At 65.4% G+C, this 23,846-nt stretch carries 24 protein-coding genes; 17 read left to right on the top strand and 7 right to left on the bottom strand.

Going from position 1 to position 23,846, the window contains the following annotated elements; all coding sequences use genetic code 11:
- The first annotated feature begins 9 nt into the window (after window positions 1–9).
- The 8 genes from otnI to F615_RS0110525 all read left to right on the top strand — a co-directional run bounded on the left by otnI (window position 10) and on the right by F615_RS0110525 (window position 8,416).
- Window positions 10–798, top strand: a complete 789-nt coding sequence (gene otnI, locus F615_RS0110560; RefSeq protein ID WP_019561155.1) for a 2-oxo-tetronate isomerase — start codon at window positions 10–12, stop codon at window positions 796–798.
- Complete coding sequence (gene denD / locus F615_RS0110555; protein WP_019561154.1) at window positions 795–1,811, top strand: D-erythronate dehydrogenase; 1,017 nt, start codon at window positions 795–797, stop codon at window positions 1,809–1,811. Before otnI ends, denD begins: the two co-directional genes overlap by 4 nt.
- 73 nt (window positions 1,812–1,884) lie before the next feature.
- Window positions 1,885–2,856 carry a TRAP transporter substrate-binding protein gene (locus F615_RS0110550; protein ID WP_019561153.1) on the top strand — a complete coding sequence of 324 codons (972 nt, stop codon included), beginning with the start codon at window positions 1,885–1,887 and terminating at the stop codon, window positions 2,854–2,856.
- Window positions 2,857–2,966: 110 nt separating this feature from the next.
- Window positions 2,967–3,467 (top strand): TRAP transporter small permease, encoded by a 501-nt coding sequence (locus F615_RS0110545; protein ID WP_019561152.1) that lies wholly within the window; start codon window positions 2,967–2,969, stop codon window positions 3,465–3,467.
- A gap of 34 nt (window positions 3,468–3,501) precedes the next feature.
- A complete protein-coding gene (locus F615_RS0110540; protein WP_019561151.1) occupies window positions 3,502–4,812 on the top strand; it encodes a TRAP transporter large permease in 1,311 nt (436 codons plus the stop codon).
- Between the two features lie 20 nt (window positions 4,813–4,832).
- Complete coding sequence (locus F615_RS0110535) at window positions 4,833–6,281, top strand: aldehyde dehydrogenase family protein (protein WP_019561150.1); 1,449 nt, start codon at window positions 4,833–4,835, stop codon at window positions 6,279–6,281.
- 7 nt (window positions 6,282–6,288) lie between these two features.
- Entirely contained in the window at window positions 6,289–7,044 is a 756-nt protein-coding gene (locus tag F615_RS0110530; RefSeq protein WP_019561149.1) for an SDR family oxidoreductase, read from the top strand.
- Window positions 7,045–7,246: 202 nt separating this feature from the next.
- Window positions 7,247–8,416 (top strand): rhodanese-like domain-containing protein, encoded by a 1,170-nt coding sequence (locus tag F615_RS0110525; protein WP_156824608.1) that lies wholly within the window; start codon window positions 7,247–7,249, stop codon window positions 8,414–8,416.
- Between the two features lie 36 nt (window positions 8,417–8,452).
- On the opposite strand, the gene F615_RS0110520 is transcribed toward F615_RS0110525, so the two are convergent.
- Window positions 8,453–9,010, bottom strand: a complete 558-nt coding sequence (locus F615_RS0110520) for an HNH endonuclease (protein ID WP_019561147.1) — start codon at window positions 9,008–9,010, stop codon at window positions 8,453–8,455.
- 432 nt (window positions 9,011–9,442) lie between these two features.
- On the opposite strand from F615_RS0110520, the gene F615_RS0110515 reads away from it, so the two are divergent.
- From F615_RS0110515 to F615_RS0110485, 7 genes are all read left to right on the top strand, one after another.
- The gene (locus F615_RS0110515) at window positions 9,443–10,159 is read left to right on the top strand and encodes a TetR/AcrR family transcriptional regulator (protein ID WP_019561146.1); all 717 of its coding nucleotides are present in this window, start codon (window positions 9,443–9,445) and stop codon (window positions 10,157–10,159) included.
- 15 nt (window positions 10,160–10,174) lie between these two features.
- On the top strand, window positions 10,175–11,965 hold the full coding sequence (locus F615_RS0110510) for an acyl-CoA dehydrogenase C-terminal domain-containing protein (RefSeq protein ID WP_019561145.1): 1,791 nt from the start codon (window positions 10,175–10,177) through the stop codon (window positions 11,963–11,965).
- A gap of 47 nt (window positions 11,966–12,012) precedes the next feature.
- Window positions 12,013–12,453: a DUF2147 domain-containing protein gene (locus F615_RS0110505; protein ID WP_019561144.1), complete on the top strand. Its 441-nt coding sequence runs from the start codon at window positions 12,013–12,015 to the stop codon at window positions 12,451–12,453.
- A 59-nt stretch (window positions 12,454–12,512) separates the two neighbouring features.
- Window positions 12,513–14,897 (top strand): 3-hydroxyacyl-CoA dehydrogenase/enoyl-CoA hydratase family protein, encoded by a 2,385-nt coding sequence (locus F615_RS0110500; RefSeq protein ID WP_019561143.1) that lies wholly within the window; start codon window positions 12,513–12,515, stop codon window positions 14,895–14,897.
- Window positions 14,898–14,910: 13 nt separating this feature from the next.
- The gene (locus F615_RS0110495) at window positions 14,911–16,107 is read left to right on the top strand and encodes an acetyl-CoA C-acyltransferase (RefSeq protein ID WP_019561142.1); all 1,197 of its coding nucleotides are present in this window, start codon (window positions 14,911–14,913) and stop codon (window positions 16,105–16,107) included.
- Window positions 16,108–16,181: 74 nt separating this feature from the next.
- Complete coding sequence (locus F615_RS0110490; RefSeq protein WP_019561141.1) at window positions 16,182–17,069, top strand: alpha/beta hydrolase family protein; 888 nt, start codon at window positions 16,182–16,184, stop codon at window positions 17,067–17,069.
- Window positions 17,066–17,830, top strand: coding sequence for an enoyl-CoA hydratase (locus tag F615_RS0110485; protein WP_019561140.1), 765 nt, complete (start codon window positions 17,066–17,068; stop codon window positions 17,828–17,830). The genes F615_RS0110490 and F615_RS0110485 overlap by 4 nt, the downstream gene beginning before the upstream one ends.
- A 47-nt stretch (window positions 17,831–17,877) precedes the next feature.
- On the opposite strand, the gene F615_RS0110480 is transcribed toward F615_RS0110485, so the two are convergent.
- A complete protein-coding gene (locus tag F615_RS0110480; RefSeq protein WP_026330226.1) occupies window positions 17,878–18,294 on the bottom strand; it encodes an acyl-CoA thioesterase in 417 nt (138 codons plus the stop codon).
- Window positions 18,295–18,340: 46 nt separating this feature from the next.
- On the opposite strand from F615_RS0110480, the gene F615_RS0110475 reads away from it, so the two are divergent.
- Window positions 18,341–20,158 carry an ABCB family ABC transporter ATP-binding protein/permease gene (locus F615_RS0110475; protein WP_019561138.1) on the top strand — a complete coding sequence of 606 codons (1,818 nt, stop codon included), beginning with the start codon at window positions 18,341–18,343 and terminating at the stop codon, window positions 20,156–20,158.
- A gap of 7 nt (window positions 20,159–20,165) precedes the next feature.
- Here F615_RS0110475 and F615_RS20165 read toward each other — a convergent pair whose 3' ends face one another.
- Window positions 20,166–20,339 (bottom strand): hypothetical protein, encoded by a 174-nt coding sequence (locus tag F615_RS20165; protein ID WP_019561137.1) that lies wholly within the window; start codon window positions 20,337–20,339, stop codon window positions 20,166–20,168.
- Between the two features lie 90 nt (window positions 20,340–20,429).
- Between F615_RS20165 and F615_RS0110465 the strand changes: the two genes are divergently transcribed.
- A complete protein-coding gene (locus F615_RS0110465; protein ID WP_019561136.1) occupies window positions 20,430–20,972 on the top strand; it encodes a YaeQ family protein in 543 nt (180 codons plus the stop codon).
- A 16-nt stretch (window positions 20,973–20,988) separates the two neighbouring features.
- Here F615_RS0110465 and F615_RS0110460 read toward each other — a convergent pair whose 3' ends face one another.
- The 4 genes from F615_RS0110460 to F615_RS18270 all read right to left on the bottom strand — a co-directional run bounded on the left by F615_RS0110460 (window position 20,989) and on the right by F615_RS18270 (window position 23,808).
- Entirely contained in the window at window positions 20,989–21,600 is a 612-nt protein-coding gene (locus F615_RS0110460) for a YitT family protein (protein WP_026330225.1), read from the bottom strand.
- 65 nt (window positions 21,601–21,665) lie between these two features.
- Window positions 21,666–22,334 carry a protein-methionine-sulfoxide reductase heme-binding subunit MsrQ gene (gene msrQ, locus F615_RS0110455; protein WP_051090231.1) on the bottom strand — a complete coding sequence of 223 codons (669 nt, stop codon included), beginning with the start codon at window positions 22,332–22,334 and terminating at the stop codon, window positions 21,666–21,668.
- Window positions 22,303–23,298, bottom strand: coding sequence for a protein-methionine-sulfoxide reductase catalytic subunit MsrP (gene msrP / locus F615_RS0110450; RefSeq protein ID WP_019561133.1), 996 nt, complete (start codon window positions 23,296–23,298; stop codon window positions 22,303–22,305). The genes msrQ and msrP overlap by 32 nt, the downstream gene beginning before the upstream one ends.
- Window positions 23,299–23,376: 78 nt before the next feature.
- Window positions 23,377–23,808 carry a hypothetical protein gene (locus F615_RS18270; protein WP_019561132.1) on the bottom strand — a complete coding sequence of 144 codons (432 nt, stop codon included), beginning with the start codon at window positions 23,806–23,808 and terminating at the stop codon, window positions 23,377–23,379.
- Between the last annotated feature and the right edge of the window lie 38 nt (window positions 23,809–23,846).

Genomic DNA, 23,846 nt, shown 5'->3' with positions numbered 1-23,846 from the left:
GACCCGACCATGCCCCGCTTCGCCGCCAATCTGTCGATGATGTACACCGAATACGACTTTCTGGACCGCTTCGCGGCGGCGGCGGCCGATGGGTTCAAGGCCGTCGAGTTTTTGTTCCCCTATGCCTATGCGCCGGCCGAGATTGCCCGTCGCCTGCGCGATCAGGGCCTCACGCAAGCCTTGTTCAATCTGCCGCCGGGAGACTGGGAGCGCGGCGAACGCGGCTTGGCCGCGCTACCGGGCCGTCAGGCCGAATTCGCCGCCAGCGTGCAGCAGGCCTTGGTGTACGCCCAGGCCACCGGCTGTCGCCGTGTGCACGTGATGGCCGGCTTGACGCCCCCGGGGGCCGACCTCGACGCCATGCGACGCACCTACGTGGCCAACTTGCGCCATGCCGCCGAGCAATTCGCCCCGTACGGCATCACGGCCTTGATCGAGCCCATCAACACCCGCGACATGCCGGGCTATTTCCTGACCCATCAGCAACAGGCCCATGACATCGTGGCCGAAGTGGGCGCGGCCAACCTGAAAGTGCAGATGGATCTCTACCACTGTCAGATCATGGAAGGCGACCTGCTGACGCGCTTGAAGCGCCATCGAGCCGCCATCGGGCATCTGCAGATCGCCGGGGTGCCGCAACGCCACGAGCCCGACACGGGCGAGGTCAACTACCGTTGGCTCTTGGACGAGATCGATGCGCTGGGCTACGACGGCTACATCGGCTGCGAATACCGCCCCCGGGCCGGCACCTCGGCCGGTCTGGGTTGGTTTGCGCCTTACAGAGACGCTCAAGCATGAAGATCCTCATCACCGGCGGCGCGGGTTTTCTGGGCGCGCGCCTGGCACGCGAATTGTTGCAACGCCAGTGCCTGCGCGGCCAGCGCATCCAGCGCCTGGTCTTGGCCGATCTGGCCGAGTTGCATGACCCCGTCTTGAGTGCCGATGCCCGCGTGCACAGGCGGGTGGGCGATCTGTTGGCGCAGATGCCGGCATTGATGGCTGAAGACTTCGACGCGGTGTTCCACCTGGCCTCGGCCGTCTCGGCCGAATGCGAAGCCGATTTCGACCTGGGCCTGCGCGCCAACCTCGACACCACGCGGGCGCTGCTCGATGCTTGCCGGGCCCAATCCGCCCGCGGCGGGCCGGTGCCATTGTTCGTCTTTTCCAGCTCGGTGGCCGTGTATGGATCGGACCCGGCGCTGCCGCTGCCGGCCGTGGTGGACGACCGCACCTTGCCCACGCCGCAGTCCAGCTATGGCATCCACAAATTCGTCTGCGAGCAGCTGGTGGCTGATTACACCCGCAAGGGCTACATCGATGGCCGCGCTGCCCGGCTGATGACGGTGGCGGTGCGTCCCGGGCAACCCAACCGGGCGGCCTCGTCGTTTTTGTCGAGCATCGTGCGTGAACCTTTGGCCGGTCTGCCAGCCATCTGCCCGGTCGCCCCCGACACCGAAGTGGCCCTGGCCTCGCCGGCCAGCACCATCGCAGGGCTGCTCACCGTGGCCGAAGCCTCCCGCGAAGACTTCGCAGGGCGCACGGCCTTGAACCTGCCGGCGCTGACCGTCACCGTTCAACAAATGCTCGATGCCCTGCGCGACATCGGCGGCCAAGACGCGCTGCGGTGCGTGCGTTTCCAGCCCGATGCCACCATCGCGCGCATCGTCGGCGGCTGGCCCTCCCGTTTCGACAGCGCTCGCGCGCGCGCGCTCGGGCTGAGCCCGGACCGTGATGTCCACAGCATCGTGCGCCAATACGTGCGCGACCATCGCCAGGCCGTGCGCAACGCGCAGGCACTGTCGATGCCCTGAGGGCCGATCCTCACGACGATACCGACGCTTTGACTTCACCCCCCTCGTTCACCACAGCACAGGAGACAAACCCATGACACTCAAACCCCTCGTCGCTCTTGCCACCGCCGGCCTTGGCCTCATGGCCGCAGCGCAGGCACAAACCGTGCTCAAGATCGGCTATGCCACCTCACCGCAGTCGCACTACGGGGTGGGCTCTACCGTGTTCTGCGAGGAGATCGAAAAGGGCACGCAGGGCCGCTACAAGTGCCAGCAATTCCCCAACTCGGCGCTGGGCGGCGAGCGTGAGCAAATCGAGGCGGTGCAACTGGGCACGCAAGACCTGGTCAACACCTCCACCGGGCCGCTGGGCAACTTCGTGCCCGAAGTCAAGATCGTCGACATCCCCTTCCTGTTCCGCGACTACGACCATGCGCGCAAGGTCCTCGATGGCCCGATCGGACAAGATTTGCTCAAGAAAATGGCGGCCAAGGGCTTGATTGGACTGGCCTGGACGGAAAACGGCTTTCGTCACATGACCAACAACAAGCGTCCCATCGTCCATGCCTCCGATGCCGCCGGGCTGAAGATGCGCACGATGGAAAACAAAGTGCACATGGACGGCTACAAGACCTTTGGCATCCTGCCCACGCCCATGCCGTTTCCCGAGCTGTTCACTGCTCTGCAACAAGGCACGGTCGATGGCCAAGAGAACCCGATCCCGGTGATCTTGTCGTCCAAGTTCTCGCAGGTCCAAAAGCACCTCTCGCTCACGGGCCATGTGTATTCACCGGCCGTGCTGATCCTCTCGCCAGCGGTATGGAACAAGCTGTCCGAGGCGGACAAGAAAGTCTTCGTCGAAGCCGCCAAGAAAGGTGCGGCAGCCCAGCGCAAAAAGGTCAATGACGACGAGAACCAGGGCATTGCCCAACTCAAGGCCGAAGGCATGCAAGTCGTCGAGAAAGTCGATGGCGACAGCTTCCGCAAAGCGGTGGCCCCGGCCTACGCGCAGTTTGCCAAAGAGTTCGGCGCCGACCGGATCGCGGCGATCCAGGCCGTGAAATAAGCCAAAGCCACGGCGCGCCTCTGAGGCCCAAGCCCACGCCGCCGCGACACCGGCGGCGTGGGGCAGGCCGCCTGTTGCGAACTGCCTCCTCCTGAGTAAAGAGGTGCTCGATGAAGTACTTGACCTCGGTGTTTCGTGGGATCGACCGCGCCGTCGAAGCCTTGGCCCTGCATGTGGCGTGTGCCTTGCTCGCGGTGATTGCCTGCCTGGGCTTGTGGCAGGTGCTCTCACGCTTCGTGCTGTCGCAACCGTCCACCTTCACCGAGGAGGCCATGCGCCGCCTGTTGATCTGGATGGTGATGCTGGGCGTGGTGGCCGCCTTCCGCCGAGGCGCCTTGGTGTCGGTGGACCTGATGCTGCGCTGGTCCCGTGGCCGATGGCGGCAGTTCGTGCGCGGCCTCATCACCGCCACCAGCCTGGCGTTCCTGGCCGTGCTGGTGTGGTATGGGATCGACCTGGCCTGGCGCGTGCGCTTCCAAACCTTCGCCAGCATGGACATCTCCATGGGCTGGGCCTATGCGGCGCTGCCGGTGGGGGCCTTGCTGGCCATGGTGGCCGTCCTGGCCCATCACGTCGACCCGCAGCATCAAGAGCTTCAGACCGCGCAATGAGGCGCACCCCCCGCTGGCCACAGAGGACCTGCCGATGTCATTCACCCTGCTCGTCACGATGCTGCTGGGCTTTGCCTTCAGCGTCTCGATTGCCGTCTCCATCGGGGCTGCGGCCATGCTCGGCATGGCCTTCTACGAGCCCGACAAGCTCATCCTGGCGCCCAAGGAAATGTTCACCGCCATCGACAAGTTTCCGCTGGCGGCCATTCCCTTTTTCATCCTGGCGGGCAATCTGATGGAAGCCGGCGGCATCTCACGCCGCCTGGTGGACTTTGCCAAGGCCCTCGTCGGCGGCGTGCAAGGGGGCCTGCCCATGACCTGCGTGCTGACGTGCATGATCTTCGCCGCCGTCTCCGGCTCCTCGGTGGCCACCACGTTTGCCATTGGGGCCATCTTGGTGCCCGCGCTGATTCAACATGGTTACCCCAAGAGCTACGCGGCCTCGCTGCAGGCCACCTCGGCCGAATTGGGCGTGGTGATCCCGCCGTCCATTCCGATGATTCTGTTCGGCGTGTCGGCCGAGGTGTCGATCGGCGAGCTGTTCATCGCTGGTATCGGGCCCGGCGTACTGATCGGCGGCGTGTTGATGCTGTTCGTCTACCTGTATGGCCGCTGGAAGGGCTGGGGCCAACGCGATGGCGAAGGCCGACTGCCTGTGCTGCAGGCCGCCGGCCGCGCTGGCTGGGCGCTGCTGATGCCCGTCATCATCCTGGGTGGCATCTATGGCGGCGTCTTCACGCCCACCGAGGCTTCGGTGGTGGCGGTCTTCTACGCCCTGATCGTGGGCTTCCTGATCCACCGAGAACTCGCCCTGCGCGATCTGGTCCCGGTGCTGCGCAAGTCGGTGATCTCCAGCGCGGTGATCATGTTCATCATCGCCAACGCCGGCTTGTTCGCGTATCTCATCACGCGCGCGGGCATCCCCGATTTACTGGGCCAATGGCTCACCGAAGTGCTGCGCTCGCCAGGGTGGTTCTTGCTGGGCGTCAATGCCGCGCTGTTCGTGATCGGCATGTTCATTGAAACGTCGGCGGCCATCATCGTGCTGGCTCCCATCCTCGTGCCGGTGGCCTCACACTTCGGCATCGACCCGATCCATTTCGGCATCATCATGGTGGTCAATCTGGCCATGGGCATGATCACGCCGCCCTTCGGGGTCAATCTCTTTGCCGCCTGTACCGTGGCGCGCATCTCGCTCGACCAGATCATCCGGCACCTGCTGCCGTTCGTGCTCGTCATCCTGGGCTGCTTGATGATCATCACCTATGTTCCAGTCATCAGCCTGGGCCTGCGCGACCTGGTGTTCGCGGCACCGGCCCTCGGCCCAGCGATCGGCCCGCAGTGAGCGCCGACAAGGAGTCCGCCATGAGCACCGTGCCCCGTTACCTGCACTTCATCGCCCACCGCCCAGTGCCCTCGGCCAGCGGCGAGACCCTGCCGGTGGTCGATCCCTCCGACGGCCAAGTCTTCGCCGAGATCGCTCGCGGCGGCGCGGCCGAGATCGATCAGGCCGTGAGCGCGGCCCGGCGCGCCGCCGAAGGCGCCTGGGGCCGAATGCCGGGCGTCGAACGCGGACGCATCCTCGCGCGTGCCGGCGCGCTGATCCAGCAGCATGCCGACGAATTGATGCAACTCGAATCGCGCGACTGCGGCAAGCCGCTCACGCAGGCCCGCAACGACGTCGCCGCCGTGGCGCGCTACTTCGAGTTCTATGCCGGCGCGGCCGACAAAGTCGGGGGGCAGGTCTTGCCCTATCTCGCCGGCTACACCGTGCTGGCCGAGCGCGAGCCCCATGGCGTGACCGGCCACATCATCCCCTGGAACTATCCGCTGCAGATCTTCGGCCGCTCGGTGGGCGCGGCGCTGGCCGCCGGCAACGCCTGCGTGGTCAAGCCGGCCGAAGACGCCTGCCTGTCGCTGCTGCGCCTGGCCGAGTTGTTGGCCCAAGCGGGGCTGCCCGAGGGCGCCTTGAACATCGTCACCGGAATCGGCAGCGAAGCCGGCGCGGCGCTGGCCTCGCATCCGGGGCTGGACCACATCTCCTTCACCGGCTCGCCGCCCACCGGCACCTTGGTGGCCCAGGCTGCCGCAGCGAACCATGTGCCGGTGACGCTGGAACTCGGCGGCAAATCGCCGCAAGTGGTGTTCGACGACGCCGACCTCGAGGCTGCCGTGCCGGTCATCGTCAATGCCATCGTTCAAAACGCCGGGCAAACCTGCTCGGCCGGCAGCCGCTTGCTGGTGCAGCGTGGCGTCTACGAACCGCTGCTGGACAAGCTCACGGCGGCCTTTTCGGCGCTGCGCGTGGGGCCGGCTGCGGCCGACCTGGCCTGCGGACCGCTGATCCGCGCCTCCCAGTTGGCGCGCGTGCGACAGATGGTGCACCAAGCCCGTGACGACGGCCTGATCGTCGCAGCCCATGGCCACATCGTCACCGATGCGCCGCATGGCGGCTACTACTTTGCGCCCATGCTCTTTCGTGACGTGCCGCACCACCATCGCTTGGCCCAGGAGGAAGTCTTCGGCCCGGTGCTGGCGGCCATGGCCTTCGACACCGAAGACCAAGCCGTGCAGCTGGCCAATGGCACGCGCTTCGGCCTGGTGGCCGGGGTGTGGACCCGCGACGGCTCGCGCGCGCTGCGCCTGGCCAAGCGCCTGCGCTGCGGCCAAGTCTTCATCAACAACTACGGCGCAGCCGGCGGTGTGGAGCTGCCCTTCGGCGGCGTCAAGGCCAGCGGTCATGGTCGCGAGAAGGGTCTCGAAGGCCTGATCAGCTTCACGCGCGTGAAAACCATTGCCATCAAGCACGACTGAGGTGTCCATGAGACTGCAAGACAAGATCGCCATCGTCACCGGCGCCGGCTCCGGCTTCGGCGAGGGTATTGCCAAGCGCTTCGCGCAAGAAGGCTGCAAGGTCATCGTCAACGACCTCGTGGCCGAAGGCGGACAGCGCGTGGTGGCCGACATTCGCGCCGCCGGCGGCCAGGCGCACTTCATCCAGGCCGATGTGTCCAAGGATGCCGAGGTCAAGCGCCTGATCGACGGCGCCATCGCCCACTTTGGCGGCTTGCACATCGTCGTCAACAACGCCGGCACGACCCACCGCAACCGGCCCATGCTGGAAGTCAGCGAAGAAGAGTTCGACCGCATCTACGCGGTCAACGTCAAGAGCCTGTTCCTGACGGCGCGGCATGCAGTGCCGTACTTTCGTGCGCAAAAAGGCGGCTGTTTCATCACGATCGCCTCCACGGCCGGTGTGCGCCCGCGCCCTGGGCTGACCTGGTACAACGGCAGCAAAGGGGCGGCCATCACCACCAGTCGTTCGATGGCGGCCGAACTCGGTCCCGATCGCATTCGCGTCAACGTCATCAACCCGGTGGCCGGCGAGACCGCGCTGTTGGCCCAATTCATGGGCGAAGACACCCCCGAGCGGCGCGCGCAATTCATTGCCACCGTGCCGCTGGGACGCTTGAGCCGCCCGCTGGACGTTGCCAACGCCGCGCTCTTTCTGGCCAGCGACGAAGCCGAGTTCATCACCGGCGCCTGCCTGGAGGTCGATGGCGGGCGTTGCGTGTAACGTCTCGTTTCAAATGCGGCGCGGCCGGGCGGGCGCTGCCCGCAGAGGATGAGAACGATTCGACGAACGGCCGCATTTCCTGGCGCGCTTCCATTGACTTGTCGCCTGCGTGGCGCAGCATCTCAGGTACCTTTCGCCCCCGACGCACGCTCGGGTGCGAGCGTCGTGGTATGACGACACGAGATTCTGCGGGGATGCCGACATGAAAGTTTCGAAGATGGCGCGTGCCGTGGCAGTGGCCATGGGCGTGATGGGCGTGGCTGCTGCGTCGCCGGCCCAGGTCAAGGTGCTGATCAATCCGGGCGACCAAGGCGAGCAGTCGCGCTATGCCATCTACAGCGCATGGAAATCCGCCGTCGAGGCGGCGCTGCGCAAGGAAAAGCTCACGCCGGTGGTGGCCTTGTCCACCGATGCCACGGCCGATCTGGCCACCACGCGCTCGCGGCTGCATGACATTTTCGTGGCGCCTGCCCATGTCATCGGCAGTGCGCTGCGCTATGGCTACACCCCGGTGGTGGGGCTGGACGCCACGGTGCAGGCCGTGCTCGTCGTGCCCAAGGACAGCCCGGTCAAGTCGCTGCAGGATGCGGCCGGCAAGCGGCTGGGCCTGCCCTTGCAGGACAGTCTCGTGACCTACCTCGTGCGTGGCGAGGTCAACGCGGCCAACACCACGATCAAACGCCATTTCGGCAGTGTCTACGAAACTCGCTACCAGGATGCCTTGCTGCCTTGCTTGCAAGTGCGCCGTTGCGACATCGTGGCCGTCGAGCGTAGCGTGTACGACCGATGGCTGGCTGCCGGCGAGCCGGTGCGCATCGTCATGGAAAGCAAGTTCTCGCCCTCTCTGAGCGTGGCGGTCAAGGACGGGCTGGGCGTCAGCGCCGAGACCTTGCGCGCCGCGATGGCCGACAGCACGGCCATCACTCAGGGCGCCAAGCTGGCCTTGCTGTCCAAGCGCGATTTCGAATACGTGTCCACCCTCGGCTACTTCACGCCACGCGCCCTGCCTGGGGCCACGGTGGTCGATGCGCAGACCGTTCAACGACTCATGCAGGCGGGCACGCACTACATCGACACCCGCACCGAGGCCGAATTCCGTGCCGGGCGTGTGCCTGGAGCCAAGCTCGTGCCCTATGTCGAGAAAAGCCCCAAGGAAGCCGATTACGATCCCTCGCCCGACAAGTTCGACCTCAGCCAGTTGCCGGCCGACAAAAACGCGGGCTTGATCTTTGCCTGCAACGGCCCCGAGTGCTGGAAGAGCTTCAAAGCCAGCCGAGCGGCCCTGCGGGCCGGCTATACCCGGGTGCACTGGTTCCGCGGCGGGTTCCCCGAGTGGCGCAGTGCGGGGTTGCCGGTGGAAAAAGACGACTGAGAAAGACGACTGAGAAAGACCACTGAGCCCCGCGCCTCAGCCGTGCAGACGGCTGCTGCGCGGCACGCTGGCCAACAAAAACTCCATCTGGTCGGCCAGGATGCGCCGCCCCCGCAGGATCATGTCCTCGTGCAGGCTGGGCACATAAGGCAGGTACAGCAGGCTCATGCGCGCTTCCTCGGGCGTGCGGTTGCCCTTGCGCCCATTGCAGGCTCGGCAAGCCGTGATGCAGTTCATCCAGCTGTCCGTGCCGCCTCGTGAGGTGGGCACGATGTGCTCGCGGGTCAGCTGGTCGGGATGAAAGCGCCCCCCGCAATAGGCACACATGTGGCGGTCGCGCGCGAACAACTTCGCATTCGACAGCGCGGGCACCTGCCGCCAGGCCCGACTGGGGATCGCACCGCGCACCGCGACGATGGGGTGCAGTTCGATGCGCGATTGCAGGCCGCTGGCGCGCTGGATGCCACCACGCAACACGACGAAAGGATCGCCCAGCGTCCAAGCGATGCCATCGGTGGCGTAGAGCGTGGCCGCCTCCCGGGTGGAAATCCAGGCTTGCGGGCGGCCAGACACGTCGAGCTGCAGCACGTCCATGGGAATACCTTGAGTCCCTGCATTCGATGGGTGCAAACCGAGCAAAACGGGCCCAGCCCGTTTCGCATCGCAATCGCATCCAGCATATGGCAAGACGCTGCCGACGCTCAAGCACCGCCCACAAAGCCCATGTGTGGCGCCTTGGCCGCCGAAGGCCGGGGCTGGCTCCTGGGCCCGCCCGCGTTGCCATGGGCGCGCCGCTGCCGGCCACGGGAGCTCTGGCGGGCTTGTGTTCCGACCGGCCTTGTTCCACACTGGAGCGATACGACGGCTCACCCTGAGGCCCGGCCAAAACCTAGGGAAAACCCTTGTTTGGCGGCTCTGAAAGCGGTTTTCTAGGGGGAAAGCCCCAAGAAATGGCCGCAACGACTTGCCCCCTTGCGGTGGAATTCTGCAAAATAGAACGATCGTTCGTTTTATTCCGGGGTCTTCGTGAGCGCACTGCCTACCACCACGACCAAATCCCCTCGCGGGGCCGGTCGCAGCCTTCACAAGGGGCAGCAGACCAAGGCGGCCATTCTCGATGCGGCCCTGGCCCTGGCCTCGCAAGTGGGCTTGGAGGGCCTGTCCATCGGGGCGCTGGCCGAGGTCATGCGCATGAGCAAGTCGGGCGTGTTCGCCCACTTTGGCTCGCGCGAAGAGCTGCAGATCTCGGTGATCCGCGAATACCACCATCGCTTCGAGGAGGAAGTCTTCTTCCCCTCGCTGTCCGAGCCGCGCGGCTTGCCGCGCCTGCGGGCGCTGTTCGAGCGCTGGGTGCGGCGTGTGTCGGTGGAAATCGACTCGGGCTGCATCTACATCAGCGGCGCGGTGGAATTCGACGACCGCCCCGGGCCCGTGCGCGATGCCCTGGCCGACATGGTGCTCACCTGGCACAAGGCGCTGGGGCGCGCGATCGCCATCTCGGTGGAGGAAGGGCATTTGCGTGAGGACACCGATCCGCAGCAAATGCTGTTCGAGATCCACGGCCTGATCCTTGCCTTGCACCACGATGCTCGCTTCTTGCGCTCTGCCGGCGCGCTGGACCGTGCGCGCCGTGGTTTCGAGTTCATCGTGAGTCACTACGCGACGGACAAAGCGCCCAAGCCCGTGCCCTTGAAGTCGCCACGCAAGACCGCTTCCAAGACCTCCCGCCAATCGTCAGTCTGAACCCAGGAGCCTTTCATGCCCCAGTACACCCCGCCGCTGCGCGACATCCAATTCGTGATGCACGAAGTGCTGAACGTGGTCGATGAGCTCAAGACCTTGCCGGCGCATGCCGACATCGATGCCGAGACGATCAACGCGGTGCTCGAAGAAGGCGGCAAGTTCGCCGCCCAGGTCATCTTCCCGCTGAACATCAGCGGCGACGAAGAAGGCTGCACGCTGGACAAAACCACCCATGAAGTCAAAGCCCCCAAGGGCTTCAAGGAGGCTTACCGGCAGTACGTGGAAGGCGGCTGGCCGGCGCTGAGCTGCGACCCCGAATACGGGGGCCAGGGTCTGCCGCACGTGGTCAATCAGTCGTTCTACGAGATGCTCAACTCGGCCAACCAGGCCTGGACCATGTATCCCGGCCTGTCGCATGGTGCCTACGAGGCCTTGCATGCGCATGGCACGCCCGAGCAGAAGAAGCTGTACCTGCCCAAGCTCGTCAGCGGCGAGTGGACGGGCACCATGTGCCTGACCGAGCCGCATTGCGGCACCGACCTAGGCCTGCTGCGCACCAAGGCCGAGCCCCAGGGCGATGGCACCTACAAGCTCACCGGCCAGAAGATCTTCATCTCCGCCGGCGAACACGACCTGGCCGAGAACATCGTCCACCTGGTGCTGGCCCGCTTGCCCGATGCGCCGGCCGGCTCCAAGGGCATCTCGCTGTTCGTGGTGCCCAAGTTCAAGGTCAATGCCGACGGCTCGCTGGGTGAGCGCAACGCCATCTACTGCGGCGGCCTGGAGCACAAGATGGGCATCCATGGCAACGCCACCTGCCAAATGATCCTCGACGGGGCGGTGGGCACCATGGTGGGCGAGCCCAACCGGGGGCTGCAGGCGATGTTCGTGATGATGAATGCGGCTCGCTTGGGCGTGGGCATGCAGTCGCTGGGTCTGACCGAGGTGGCCTATCAGAACGCCGTGGCCTATGCCAAAGACCGCTTGCAAATGCGCGCCCTGTCAGGCCCGAAAGCGCCGGACAAGCCGGCCGACCCCATCATCGTGCATCCCGACGTGCGCAAGATGCTGCTGACCGCGCGGGCCTATGCCGAAGGCGCGCGTGCCGTGGCGATGTGGACGACGCTGCAGCTGGACAAGGAGCTGGCCAGTGACGATGAGCAAGTGCGCAAAGACTGCGCCGACTTGGTGGCGCTGCTGACGCCCATCATCAAGGCGTTCTTCACCGACAACGGCTGGATCGCCACGTCGCACTGCCTGCAGGTCTTCGGCGGCCATGGCTACATCAAAGAGTGGGGCATGGAGCAGTACGTGCGCGATGCCCGCATCAACATGATCTATGAGGGCACCAACACCGTCCAGGCGCTCGACCTGCTGGGCCGCAAGGTGCTGGCCGACAACGGCGCCAAGCTCAAGAAGTTCGGCAAGCTGGTGCAGGACTTCATCGAAGAAGAAGGCGTCAACGAGGCCATGCAGGAATTCATCAATCCGCTGGCCGACCTGGGCGAGAAAGTGACCAAGCTCACGATGGAGATCGGCATGAAGGCCATGGGCAATGCCGACGAAGTGGGAGCCGCCGCGGTCGACTATCTGCGCATTTGCGGCCACTTGGTGTTTGCGTACTTCTGGGCGCGCATGGCCAAGGTCGCGCTGGCCAAGAAAGACAGCGGCGACCCCTTCTACACCGCCAAGCTGGCCACGGCGCGGTTCTACTTTGCCAAGCTGCTGCCCGAGACCGCTGGCCTGATCCGCTCGGCTCGTGCCGGCCTCAAGCCGTTGATGGAGATGGACGAGGCGCTGTTCTGAGTTCACGCGGGCCGCCGGCCCGCTTTCATACGCACAGGAGACAAGCGATGAACATCAAGGCCCTGATCGCTGCGGCAGCTCTGCTGCTGGGCGGCTTGGTGCAGGCCAGCCCCGTCGGGCTGTGGAAGACCATCGACGACGCCTCGAAGAAGGAAAAGTCTTTGGTGCGCATCACCGAGCAAGGCGGTGTGCTCAGCGGGCGCATCGAAAAGCTGCTCGATCCGCAGTCCAAGCCCGATGCGGTATGCGACAAATGCAGTGACGAGCGCAAGGGCCAGCCCATCGTGGGCCTGACCATCATTCGCAATGTCCGTCAAAACGCGGACGATGCCTCGGTCTGGGATGGTGGCGACATCCTCGACCCCAACAACGGCAAGGTCTACCGTGTGCGCCTGAAGCCGGTGGACGGCGGCAAGACGCTGGAAGTGCGCGGCTACATCGGGGCGCCCTTGCTCGGGCGCACCCAAATTTGGCAGCGCGTCGAATGATCCCCGTGCCGCAGGCGCGTGGTTCCGCGCCTGCGGCCTTCACCTCAAGGAGAACCCCCGTGAGTCGATTCCAAGTCCGCAAGGTGGCCGTGCTCGGCGCCGGCGTGATGGGCGCACAAATCGCTGCCCATCTGGTCAACGTGAAGGTGCCGGTCGTGCTGTTCGACCTGCCGGCCAAGGACGGCCCCAAGAACGGCATCGTCAGCAAGGCCGTCGAGAATTTGAAAAAGCTCAAGCCGGCGCCGCTGGGCATCCCCGAAGATGCCGCTCGCATCGAGCAGGCCAACTACGAGGAGCACCTGGACAAGCTGCGCGAATGCGACCTCATCATCGAGGCCATCGCCGAGCGCATGGATTGGAAGCTCGATCTGTACAAGAAGATCGCGCCCTACGTGGCCCCGCAGGCCATCGTCGCGTCCAATACCTCGGGTCTGTCCATCACCAAGCTCAGCGAGGCCTTGCCGGAAGACATCAAGCCTTGCTTTTGCGGCATCCATTTCTTCAACCCGCCGCGCTACATGTACCTGGTGGAGCTCATCCCGACGCCCAGCACGCGGCCCGAGATCCTCGACCAGCTCGAAACCTTCGTCACCACCAGCCTGGGCAAGGGCGTGGTGCGCGCCAAGGACACGCCGAACTTCATCGCCAACCGGGTGGGTATCGCGGGCATGCTGGCCACCATCAAGGAAGCCGAGAACTTCGGGCTGAGCTACGACGTGGTGGACGACCTCACCGGCAAGAAGCTGGGGCGTGCCAGCTCGGGCACGTTCCGCACGGCCGACGTGGTGGGTCTGGACACCATGGCCCATGTCATCAAGACCTTGCAGGACAACCTGCACGACGACCCCTTCTATCCCAGCTATGCCACCCCGCCGGTGCTGGCCAAGCTGATCGAGCAAGGCGCGCTGGGCCAAAAGAGCGGTGCGGGCTTTTACAAGAAGGTGGGCAAGGACATCCTGCGTCTGGATCCGGCCAAGGGTGAGTACGTGCCCGCCGGCGCCAAGGCCGATGACATCGTTGCGCGCATCCTCAAGAAGGCGCCGGCCGAACGCTTGAAGCTGCTGCGCGAATCCAGCAACCCGCAGGCGCAGTTCCTGTGGGCCATCTTGCGCGACAGCTTCCACTACGTGGCCGTGCATCTGGAAGAGATCGCCGACTGCGCCCGCGATGTCGATTTGGCCATGCGCTGGGGTTTCGGCATGAGCCAAGGTCCGTTCGAACTGTGGCAGGCCGCGGGCTGGAAGCAGGTGGCCGAATGGGTGAAGGCCGACATCGACGCCGGCAAGGCCCTGTGCTCGGCGCCGCTGCCCGACTGGGTGTTCGACGGCCGCGAGGGCGTGCACACGCCCGAAGGCTCTTGGAGCCCGGCGCAGAAAAAGTACATCCCGCGCAGCAATCTGGCGGTGTATCAGCGCCAGCATTTCCCCGAGGCCGTGTTGGGCTCGGGGGCGGTCGAGCCGCTCAAGGCCGGCACCGAGGTGTTCAAGAACGACGAGATTCGCGTCTGGACGCTCGATGGCGAGGTGCTGATCGCCAGCATCACCTCCAAGCTGCACCTCATCAGCCCCACCGTGACCGAAGGCTTGCTCAAGGCCGTCGATTTGGCCGAGCAAGGCTACAAAGGCCTGGTGATCTGGTCGCCCGATGACGTGTTCTCGGCCGGTGCCAACCTGGAAGCCCTCATGCCGGTGTTCATGGCCAAGGGTTCCAAGGGCATCGCGCCGGAGGAGAAGAAGCTGCAGGACGCGATGCTGCGCATCCGTTATGCCCAAGTGCCGGTGGTGTCGGCCATTCGGGGCATGGCGCTGGGCGGCGGCTGCGAGCTGGCCATCCACAGCGCCCGCCGTGTGGCGGCCATGGAAAGCTACATCGGATTGGTGGAAGTCGGCGTGGGCCTGATTCCCGGTGCGGGCGGGCTGACCTATATCGCGCGCCGTGCCGCCGAGATGGCTGCCGCCGGCAATGCCAATGCCGACATCCTGAAATTCCTGACCGACGGCTTCACCAGCGCGGCCATGGCCAAGGTGGGCACCAGCGCGATCGAATCGCGCAAGCTGGGCTATCTGCTCGACAGCGACGTGATCGTGCCGAACAAGGACGAACTGCTGTACGTGGCGCTGTCGCAGGCCAAGGCCATGTTCGACGCCGGCTACCGACCGCCGCACAAGGCCGTCTTCCCGGTGGCGGGCCGCTCGGCCAAGGCCACGATCATGGCCCAGTTGGCCAACATGCGCGACGGCGGCTTCATCAGCCAGCACGACTACCACATCTCCAGCCTCATCGCCGATGTGGTCTGCGGCGGCGAGGTCGAGGCGGGCTCGCTGGTCAACGAGGAGTACCTGATGGCCTTGGAGCGTCAGCACTTCTGCAGCCTGCTGGACCATCCCAAGACCCAGGAACGCATCATGGGCATGCTGCAGACCGGCAAGCCGGTTCGCAACTGATCGGAGATCTCACATGAAACAAGTTCAAGACGCCTACATCGTTGCCGCCACACGCACTCCGATCGGCAAATCGGGCCGCGGCTATTTCAAGAACACCCGTCCGGACGATCTGTTGGTGGCGGCCATTCGTGGCGCGCTCAAGCAGGTGCCCAACCTCGACCCCAAGGCCATCGAAGACGCCGTCGTCGGCTGCGCGATGCCCGAGGCCGAGCAGGGCATGAATGTGGCGCGCGTGGCTGCGCTGCTGGCAGGTCTGCCCCACACCGTGGGTGGGGTCACCGTCAATCGCTTCTGCGCCGCGGGCTTGACCGCCGTGCAAATGGCCGCCGACCGCATCCGCGTGGGCGAGGCCGACGTGATGATCGCCGGTGGTGTCGAGTCGATGAGCATGGTGCCCATGGGGGGCCACAAGCCATCGTTCAACCCCGAGGTGTTCGCGCGTGATGAAAACATCGGCATCGCCTATGGCATGGGTCTGACGGCCGAGAAGGTCGCCCAGCAGTGGAAGGTCTCGCGCGAGGCGCAGGACGAATTCGCGCTGCACTCGCATCTGAAAGCCCTCAAGGCGATCGAAGCCGGTGAGTTCAAAGACGAGATCACCCCGGTGGAGATCGTCGAGCGCTTGCCCAACCTCGCCGAAGGTGGCATCACGGTCAAAACCCGCACCGTGGACGTGGATGAAGGCCCGCGCCCGGACACCTCGCCCGAGGGCTTGGCCCGCCTCAAGCCGGTGTTCGCGGCCAACGGCACGGTCACCGCAGGCAACAGCTCGCAGACCTCCGATGGCGCCGGTTGCTTGATTCTGGCCAGCGAAGCGGCGATCAAGCGCTACGACCTCAAGCCCTTGGCGCGCTTCGTCAGCTTCGCGATCAAGGGGGTGCCGCCCGAAATCATGGGCATCGGTCCGATCGAAGCGATTCCGGCGGCGCTGAAGTACGCTGGGCTCACGCAAGACCAGCTCGACTGGATCGAACTGAACGAAGCCTTCGCGGCGCAAGCGCTGGCCGTGCTCAACACGCTGGAGCTGGACCGCAGCAAGGTCAACCCCATGGGCGGCGCCATTGCCTTGGGCCACCCGCTGGGGGCCACTGGCGCGATCCGCTCGGCCACGGTGGTGCATGCGCTGCGCCGCCACAACCTGAAGTACGGCATGGTGACCATGTGCGTGGGCACCGGCCAAGGCGCTGCGGGCATTTTCGAGCGCGTTTGAGCGCGCGGCGTGGCAGGCCGAGGTCCCTCGTGACGTCGGCCTGCTGGCCTTCCCGTATCGACCAGGAAGCCGACATGGAGCGGCAAAGCGTTCTGACTCCCGATGGCGTGCGCCTGGGGGTGCGCCGTTACCGGCCCGACGCCCAGGTCTGCGCCGCGCAGGCCGTGGTGCTGATCGCACCGGCCATGGGCGTGCCTCAATCGTTCTACGAACCCTTTGCCCGGTGGCTGGCGGCCCAGGGATTCGAGGCGGTCAGTTTCGACTACCGCGGCATTGGCGAGTCCCGCCCGCCGGGCCTGCGATCCTTGCGCGGTTATCAGGCCGACCTCTTCGATTGGGTGCGCGATTTCGATGCGGTGATCGACACCATCGTCGAGGCCCAGCCCGGGCTGCCGTTGTATGTCTTGGGGCATAGCCTGGGGGCGCAACTGCCCGGCTTGCTGCGCAATCGTCATCGCATCGCAGGCTTGGTGTCGGTGGCCGCCGGCAGCGGCTATTGGCGCGACAACGCGCCATCGCTGCGGCGCGTGGTGCCCTATTTCTGGCATGTGATCGTGCCCTTGGCCACTTGGCTGTGCGGCTATTTCCCGGGCAAGCGGCTGCGCATGGTGGGCGACTTGCCGCGCGGCGTGATCCTGCAGTGGCGGCGTTGGTGCCTGCATCCGCGCTACCATGTCGGAGCCGAAGGGCCCCACGTGCGCGAGGCTTTCGAGCAGGTGCGCTTTCCGGTGCTGGCCCTGTCCTTCGTGGACGACGAGATGATGACCGAGCGCGGCACGCAGGTGCTGCTGGATTGCTACGCCAATGCCCCGCGGCGTATCGAACGCATCGCCCCGCAGGATGTGCAGGCCCGGCGCATCGGTCATTTCGGATTCTTCCGTGAGCAGTTCGAGTCCACCTTGTGGCCCCGCGTGAAAGACTTCTTCCACAGCTTCATCCCTGAAACCAAGGAGACTGCATGAGCATCAAGACCGCCGTCCTCAACGGCGTGGCCAGCATCGAGATCGCCAGGCCCGAGAAGAAAAACGCGCTGACCGCCGCGATGTACCAGGCCATGGCCGATGCCTTGGTGCTTGCCCGGGACGACAAGCAAGTGCGGGCCGTGCTGATTCACGGCCAACCCGACATCTTCACCTCCGGCAACGACTTGGAGGATTTCATGCAGCGGCCGCCCCAGGGCATGGATTCGCCCGTGTTCCAGTTCATGCGCGGGCTGTTGGAATGCGACAAGCCGGTGGTGGCGGCCGTCACCGGTGCGGCCATCGGCATTGGCACGACGATGCTGTTGCACTGCGACCTGGTCTATGCGGCCGATACCGCTCGCTTCGCGATGCCGTTTGCCAGCCTGGGCCTGGTGCCCGAATTTGCCTCCAGCCTGCTCGTGCCGCTGTACGCTGGCCATGTGAAGGCGGCTGAGAAGTTGTTGCTGGGTGACCCCTTCGGAGCCGAAGAGGCTCAAGAGATGCGCCTGATCAATGCCATTTTGCCCGCGGGCGAAGTGGTCAACCACGCCCGCCGCGTGGCCGAGCGTTTCAATCAACTGGCACCGGCGGCCGTGCGTGAGAGCAAGAGGCTGCTGCGCCGCGCCAACGCCAAACTGGTGCAGGACACCATAGCCGTCGAAGGCGAGCTCTTCGGTCAGCGCTTGCGCAGTCCCGAGGCCCGCGAAGCCTTTCAGGCCTTCTTCGAGAAGCGCAAACCCGATTTCACCAAGTTCGACTGATCCTGCCTGCGACCGATCACGACGCCCGCCTCGTGCGGGCGTCGTGTTTAACGGGGAATCTCCCGTGGGCGGCCCTGTTCGTCGATGGCCACGTAGGTGAGGTTGGCCTCCGTGACCTTGACCACGTAAGGATGGGCCGGATTGCGCTCGGCGTAGACCTCGACATGGACCGTCACCGAGGTGCGTCCGATGCGCTCGATGCGCGAGTAAAACGACAGGACATCGCCCACCGAGACCGGTTGCTTGAAGATGAACTGATTGACGGCCACGGTGGCGATGCGCCCGCGCGCCACGCGAGCGGACTGCACCGAGCCGGCCAGATCGACCTGAGCCATGATCCAGCCGCCGAAGATGTCGCCATTGGCATTGGCATCAGCGGGCATGGGCATGACTCGCAGCACGAGCTCCATGCCTTCGGGCACACTGACGGTTGGGGTCGAAGTCGGGCAAGACGTGTCTGGCATAGGCACCATTTGAAACACAAATCATTCAAACGACGGATTGTCCACGATGCGCCGCGCTGCCGTGAGCCTGCCCGAGGCGGCCGCTGCGACCCCGTCCGCAGGGTTCCAGCGTTCGGATGGGGCCACCCTGGCCCGCCTGTTGCCCTATTTGTGGCGTTACCGTTGGCGCGTGGTGTTGGCGCTGGTGTTCTTGGTGGGGGCCAAGCTGGCCAATGTAGGCGTGCCCTTGCTGCTCAAGGAGTTGGTCGACAGTCTATCGATGTCGCCGACCGATCCGCGCGCGGTGCTGGTGGTGCCGGCCGGTCTGCTGCTGGCCTACGGCGGCCTGCGGCTGTGCACATCGCTGTTCACCGAACTGCGCGAGCTCATTTTCGCCAAGGCCACCGAAGGGGCCGCGCGCAGCATCTCACTGCGAGTCTTTCGCCACTTGCACTCCCTGAGCCTGCGCTTTCACCTCGAACGCCAAACCGGCGGCATGACGCGCGACATCGAACGTGGCACGCGCGCGGTGCATTCGCTGATTTCGTATTCGCTCTACAGCATCTTTCCCACCCTGATCGAGGTGGCGATGGTGCTCACGCTGTTGGCGGTGAAGTTCGACGCCGTGTTTGCATGGATCACACTGGCGGCGCTGGTGACGTATGTCGCCTACACCGTGGTGGTGACCGAATGGCGCACCCAATTTCGCCGACTCATGAATGAGATGGACTCCAAGGCCCACACCCGGGCCATCGACTCCTTGTTGAACTATGAGACGGTCAAGTACTTCAACAACGAAGACTACGAGGCCCGTCGTTACGATGAGAGCCTGGAGCAGCTGCGCCGGGCCGCGCTGAAGTCGCAGTCCACGTTGTCCTTGCTCAACACGGGGCAGCAGCTGGTGATTGCCGTGGCCTTGATCGCGATGCTGTGGCGGGCCACCGAGAAAGTGGTGGCCGGCACGATGACGCTGGGCGACTTGGTGATGGTCAATGCCTTCATGATCCAGCTCTACATTCCGCTGGGTTTTCTGGGGGTGCTCTACCGGGAGATCAAACAATCGCTGACCGATCTGGACAAGATGTTCCGGCTGATGGACTGCCCGCAGGAGGTGCCCGATGCGCCGGGGGCGCCGGACCTGCAGGTACGCGAAGGCACGGTGCGTTTCGAGCAGGTCGATTTCGGCTACGAGGCCGCGCGGCCCATTTTGCGCGGCGTGAGCTTCGAGATTCCGGCCGGCAAGAAGGTGGCGGTGGTGGGGCCCTCAGGGGCGGGCAAATCCACGCTGGCGCGGCTGCTGTTCCGCTTCTACGATGTGGATGCCGGACGCATCACCATCGATGGTCAAGACATCCGGCAGGTCACGCAAGCCAGTTTGCGCCGCGCCATCGGCATCGTGCCGCAGGACACGGTGCTCTTCAACGACACCATCGCCTACAACATCGCCTACGGCCGTCCTGGGGCGACACACGAGGAGGTGGTGGCCGCAGCCCAGGCCGCGCACATCCATGACTTCATCGTCTCCCTGCCCCAGGGCTATGACACCGTGGTCGGCGAGCGCGGCCTCAAGCTCTCGGGGGGCGAGAAGCAGCGCGTGGCGATTGCGCGCACGCTGCTGAAGAACCCGCCCATTCTGATCTTCGACGAGGCCACCTCGGCACTGGACTCGGCCAACGAGCGTGCCATCCAGGCCGAGCTGCAATCGGTGGCGCGCAACAAGACCGCCTTGGTGATCGCGCACCGCCTGTCCACCGTGGTCGATGCGCATGAGATTCTCGTGATGGAGGCCGGTCGCATCGTCGAGCGCGGCACGCACGGGCAACTGCTGGCCCAAGGCGGTGCCTATGCCCGCATGTGGGCCTTGCAGCAAAGCGGCCAGGCTTAGGACGTGCTCAGTCTTGCGGCGCAGCGGGCCTCTGGCCTGGCGCTGCGGGCGACGGGTCGGCCTCCGGCGCCGGCCCATGATGGGCCCGCTGTTCGGCCTTGCGTTTGAGCTTTTCTTCCTTCTTGCGCTTTTTGGCCAGTTCGCGCTGGCGCTTTTCGTAGGCGTAATTCGGGGTGGGCAAGGATGTCCTTTCGTTGGCGAGGGCGCTCCCATCCTAACCCGGCTTGGACGCCGGGGCGAGCCCGTTCGTCGATCTGTCAGACTCGCGCGCATGGCGCTCAAATCCACCATCTTCAAGATCGACCTGCAGATCGCCGACATGGACCGCGGCTACTACGCCGACCATGCCCTGACGATCGCCCGCCATCCCTCGGAGACCGATGAGCGCATGATGGCGCGTGTCTTGGCCTTTGCGCTCTTTGCCGCACCGGATCTTCGCTTCGGCAGGGGCCTGAGCACGCCGGACGAACCCGCCCTGTGGCGACGCGACCCGACGGGCGAGGTGCTGCTGTGGGTGGAGGTGGGCCAGCCCGACGACAAGCTCGTGCGCAAAGCCTGCCACCGGGCCGAGCGGGTCGCGCTGCTCACCTACGGGCGTGTGGCTGCCGTGTGGTGGGCGCAACACCGTGCCGTGCTCGAAGGCTGGCCCAAGCTGCGTGTGCTGCATGTGCAAGCCGAAGATGTCCAAGCCTTGGCGGCGCTGGTGGCGCGCACCCTGCGCCTGCAATGCACCATCCAGGACGGGCAGATCTGGATCGGACAGGCGCAGCACATGGTCGAACTGGTCGTGCAGGAATGGAAGCCCTGGGACTGAGCCTTGGTGATGAAACTTATTGAGCCACGTAGCGGCCGGGTTTGTGGTTGACGGCCAGGATGAGGTTCAGCGCCACGGCGCCCAGCAGGGACCAGATCACCCGCATCGGCTCGACCGTGAGGATAGCGGCTGCGACGATGGCGCAGTCGATGGCCATCTGCACCCGGCCAGCGCGCCAGCCGCGCGATTCCTGCAGGTACAGCGCAAGAATGCCCACGCCGCCCAGGCTGGCGCGGTGACGGAACAACATCAGAAAACCCGCGCCCATCAGCAGCCCGCCCATCACCGCGGCATAGGCCAGATGCAGGTCCGCGACACGGAGCACCAGCGGGTGAAACTCGGTCAACAGCGACAACAACGCGACCGCGATGAAGGTCTTGAGCGTGAAGGCCCGCCCGAGCTTGCGCACGGCAATGCCATAGAAAGGCAGGTTCAGGACGAAGAAGATCTTGCCGAAGCTCAGGCCGCTGGCGTAGTGCAGCAAGAAGGCCAGGCCGGCCGTGCCGCCCGTCAGCAGCCCCGTGTGGTTGAACATCACCACACCCAGGGAGATGAACAGCGTGCCCGTGACCAGGGCCTGGGCGTCGTCGAATAGCGTGTGGCGGTCGATCGGATCGGTGGCAGACACGGTTACATGGCGTCCAAAGAGGCCGACAGTGTAGGCAAACCGGGCCGCATGCCCTTGGCGTTGGATCAAGCCGGATGCATGGAGCGGCCACGGCGGCTCCAGGCGTGCCACAGCCGAGCCCCCAGCAGCACCGCGACGATGAGCGCATACAGGCCCACTTCGGCGTCGTCGTTCTTGCCCGAGCGCATCCAGTAGAAGTGCAGCAGCGCCAGGCCGGCCACGGCGTACACGGCACGGTGCAGGGTCTGCCAGCGCGCGGCGCCGAGCGCCTTGATGGCCCGGTTGAACGAGGTGGCCGCCAGCGGCAGCATCAGCACCAGCGCGGTGAAGCCCACCAGGATGAAGGGTCGCTTGGCGATGTCGCGTGCGATGTCGTCCAGGTAGAAGCCCATGTCGAACCAGGCGTAGCACAACAGATGCAGTACGCCATAGAAGAAGGTGAACAGGCCCAGCATGCGCCGGAATCGGGCCAGCCCGTGCCAGCCCGTGGCCCGCCGCAGCGGTGTGACCGCCAGCGTCAGACACAGCAGCCGCAGCGTCCAGTCGCCGGTGCCACGGATCAGGGCCTCGGCCGGGTTGGCTCCCAGGGCGTCGGCCGCCGCCGCGCCGAGCAGCCATGCCAAGGGCAGCAGGCACAGCACGAACACCAGCGGCTTGGCCGCCGGGTGCCCCACGGCGCGCGACGCCTTCACGCCGTCGGTGTCAGTAGTACTTCTTGAGGTCCATGCCGGCATAGAGCTGGCCCACCTGGGCCTCGTAGCCGTTGAACATCAGCGTGGGGCGCTTGCGAGTGAACAGGCCGTCTTCCCCAATGCGTCGCTCGGTGGCCTGGCTCCAGCGCGGATGGTCCACCGTCGGATTGACATTGGCATAGAAGCCGTACTCGTGCGGGGCTGCCACGTTCCAAGCGGTTTGGGGCTGCTTTTCGGTGAAGCGGATCTTCACGAGGGATTTGCCGCTCTTGAACCCGTATTTCCAGGGCACCACCAGGCGCAGTGGGGCGCCGTTCTGATTGGGCAGCACCTCGCCATACAAGCCGAAGGCCAGCAGCGTGAGCGGGTGCATCGCTTCGTCCAGGCGCAAACCTTCCACGTAGGGCCACAGCAGCACGCGCGAATTCAGCCCCGGCATTTGGGTCTTGTCGGCCAGGGTATGGAACGCGACGTACTTCGCGTTGCCCGTGGGCTCGACCCGGCGAATCAGCTCGTTGAGCGAATAGCCCACCCAGGGAATGACCATGGACCACCCCTCGACGCAGCGCAGGCGGTAGATGCGCTCCTCCATCGGCGCGAGCTTCAGCAGCGTCTCGATGTCATAGGTGCCGGGCTTGCGCACTTCGCCTTCGACCACCACGGTCCAAGGTCGGGTCTTGAGGCGGCCGGCGCGCCGGGCCGGGTCCGCCTTGTCGGTGCCGAACTCGTAGAAGTTGTTGTAACTGGTGACGTCGTCGTAGGCGGTGAGTTTTTCCATCGTCACCGCGCCAGCCACCTTGCTGGCGGCCCCGGGCAATGCCGCCAGCCGCCCCGGGGCCCGGGTTTGGGCCCAAGCCTGCCGGTTGGCCCAGGCCGCCAGCGTGGCCCCGGCCGCCCCCGTGGCCATCCAGCGCAGCCAGTCGCGCCGGGCGGCATAGACCGCGCGTGGGGTGATCTCCGAAGCGACCGGATGGTCGTAGGTGCGGGCATGTCTCAGGTAGCGCATGAGAAGGACCTCCAGAGGGGTCACCGTTGGAAAGCACGACGGCTCGGCGGGTTCCGCCGTCGGCGTGGGGGCGTGCGTTCAGCGCCCCAGGTCGTCGTGGAAGCCGGTATCGATCACGTCCAGTCCCCCCGTGGTGGGGGCATCGCCCGAGGTCGAGGCGGGGTGGGCGACCCCTTCCAGCGCGGCGGGGTCGAACAGCGTGAGCGCGTTGCGGGCTTGGTTGTCGCGAAAGCGCTTGCGCGAGAACAGCTTGCCTTGGGCCTCTGGCGGCAAGTCGGTGACGCGGATGACGTTGCGCGCGATCAGCACATCGATCAGGTCTTCGAGCACCCGGACGAAGTCGGCATCCAGGGTCTCGAAGGACGCCTGGCGCTGTGGGCTGGAACCCGTGTGGCCGAGGAAGCCTTGCACCTCGGGATGATCGTCGGGCAGGAATTCCTGGGTCTCGGGCGTGGGCTGTCGGTGCAGGCTGACGACCACACCGTGAGCATTGCGAGCGACGAAAGGCATGGTCAGAGGCAGCGCGGGTGGACGAACCCTCTCACTAT

The sequence above is a fragment of the Caldimonas manganoxidans ATCC BAA-369 genome (assembly GCF_000381125.1).
Lineage (GTDB): Bacteria > Pseudomonadota > Gammaproteobacteria > Burkholderiales > Burkholderiaceae_C > Caldimonas > Caldimonas manganoxidans.
The sequence above is the reverse complement of the archived record's forward strand: the minus strand, read 5'-3'. Positions and strand labels throughout refer to the sequence as shown.

Excerpts from the sequence above, each read along its gene's own strand:
- F615_RS0110465 (WP_019561136.1), top strand. The coding sequence starts at position 20,430 with ATGGCGCTCAAATCCACCATCTTCAAGATCGACCTGCAGATCGCCGAC.
- F615_RS0110490 (WP_019561141.1), top strand. The coding sequence starts at position 16,182 with ATGGAGCGGCAAAGCGTTCTGACTCCCGATGGCGTGCGCCTGGGGGTG.
- F615_RS0110525 (WP_156824608.1), top strand. The coding sequence starts at position 7,247 with ATGAAAGTTTCGAAGATGGCGCGTGCCGTGGCAGTGGCCATGGGCGTG.
- otnI (WP_019561155.1), top strand. The coding sequence starts at position 10 with ATGCCCCGCTTCGCCGCCAATCTGTCGATGATGTACACCGAATACGAC.
- F615_RS0110485 (WP_019561140.1), top strand. The coding sequence starts at position 17,066 with ATGAGCATCAAGACCGCCGTCCTCAACGGCGTGGCCAGCATCGAGATC.
- F615_RS0110520 (WP_019561147.1), bottom strand. The coding sequence starts at position 9,010 with ATGGACGTGCTGCAGCTCGACGTGTCTGGCCGCCCGCAAGCCTGGATT.
- msrP (WP_019561133.1), bottom strand. The coding sequence starts at position 23,298 with ATGCGCTACCTGAGACATGCCCGCACCTACGACCATCCGGTCGCTTCG.
- F615_RS0110475 (WP_019561138.1), top strand. The coding sequence starts at position 18,341 with ATGCGCCGCGCTGCCGTGAGCCTGCCCGAGGCGGCCGCTGCGACCCCG.
- F615_RS0110545 (WP_019561152.1), top strand. The coding sequence starts at position 2,967 with ATGAAGTACTTGACCTCGGTGTTTCGTGGGATCGACCGCGCCGTCGAA.
- F615_RS0110535 (WP_019561150.1), top strand. The coding sequence starts at position 4,833 with ATGAGCACCGTGCCCCGTTACCTGCACTTCATCGCCCACCGCCCAGTG.
- F615_RS18270 (WP_019561132.1), bottom strand. The coding sequence starts at position 23,808 with ATGCCTTTCGTCGCTCGCAATGCTCACGGTGTGGTCGTCAGCCTGCAC.
- F615_RS0110480 (WP_026330226.1), bottom strand. The coding sequence starts at position 18,294 with ATGCCAGACACGTCTTGCCCGACTTCGACCCCAACCGTCAGTGTGCCC.
- msrQ (WP_051090231.1), bottom strand. The coding sequence starts at position 22,334 with ATGCCGGCATGGACCTCAAGAAGTACTACTGACACCGACGGCGTGAAG.
- F615_RS0110510 (WP_019561145.1), top strand. The coding sequence starts at position 10,175 with ATGCCCCAGTACACCCCGCCGCTGCGCGACATCCAATTCGTGATGCAC.
- F615_RS0110540 (WP_019561151.1), top strand. The coding sequence starts at position 3,502 with ATGTCATTCACCCTGCTCGTCACGATGCTGCTGGGCTTTGCCTTCAGC.
- denD (WP_019561154.1), top strand. The coding sequence starts at position 795 with ATGAAGATCCTCATCACCGGCGGCGCGGGTTTTCTGGGCGCGCGCCTG.
- F615_RS0110505 (WP_019561144.1), top strand. The coding sequence starts at position 12,013 with ATGAACATCAAGGCCCTGATCGCTGCGGCAGCTCTGCTGCTGGGCGGC.
- F615_RS0110550 (WP_019561153.1), top strand. The coding sequence starts at position 1,885 with ATGACACTCAAACCCCTCGTCGCTCTTGCCACCGCCGGCCTTGGCCTC.
- F615_RS0110495 (WP_019561142.1), top strand. The coding sequence starts at position 14,911 with ATGAAACAAGTTCAAGACGCCTACATCGTTGCCGCCACACGCACTCCG.
- F615_RS0110530 (WP_019561149.1), top strand. The coding sequence starts at position 6,289 with ATGAGACTGCAAGACAAGATCGCCATCGTCACCGGCGCCGGCTCCGGC.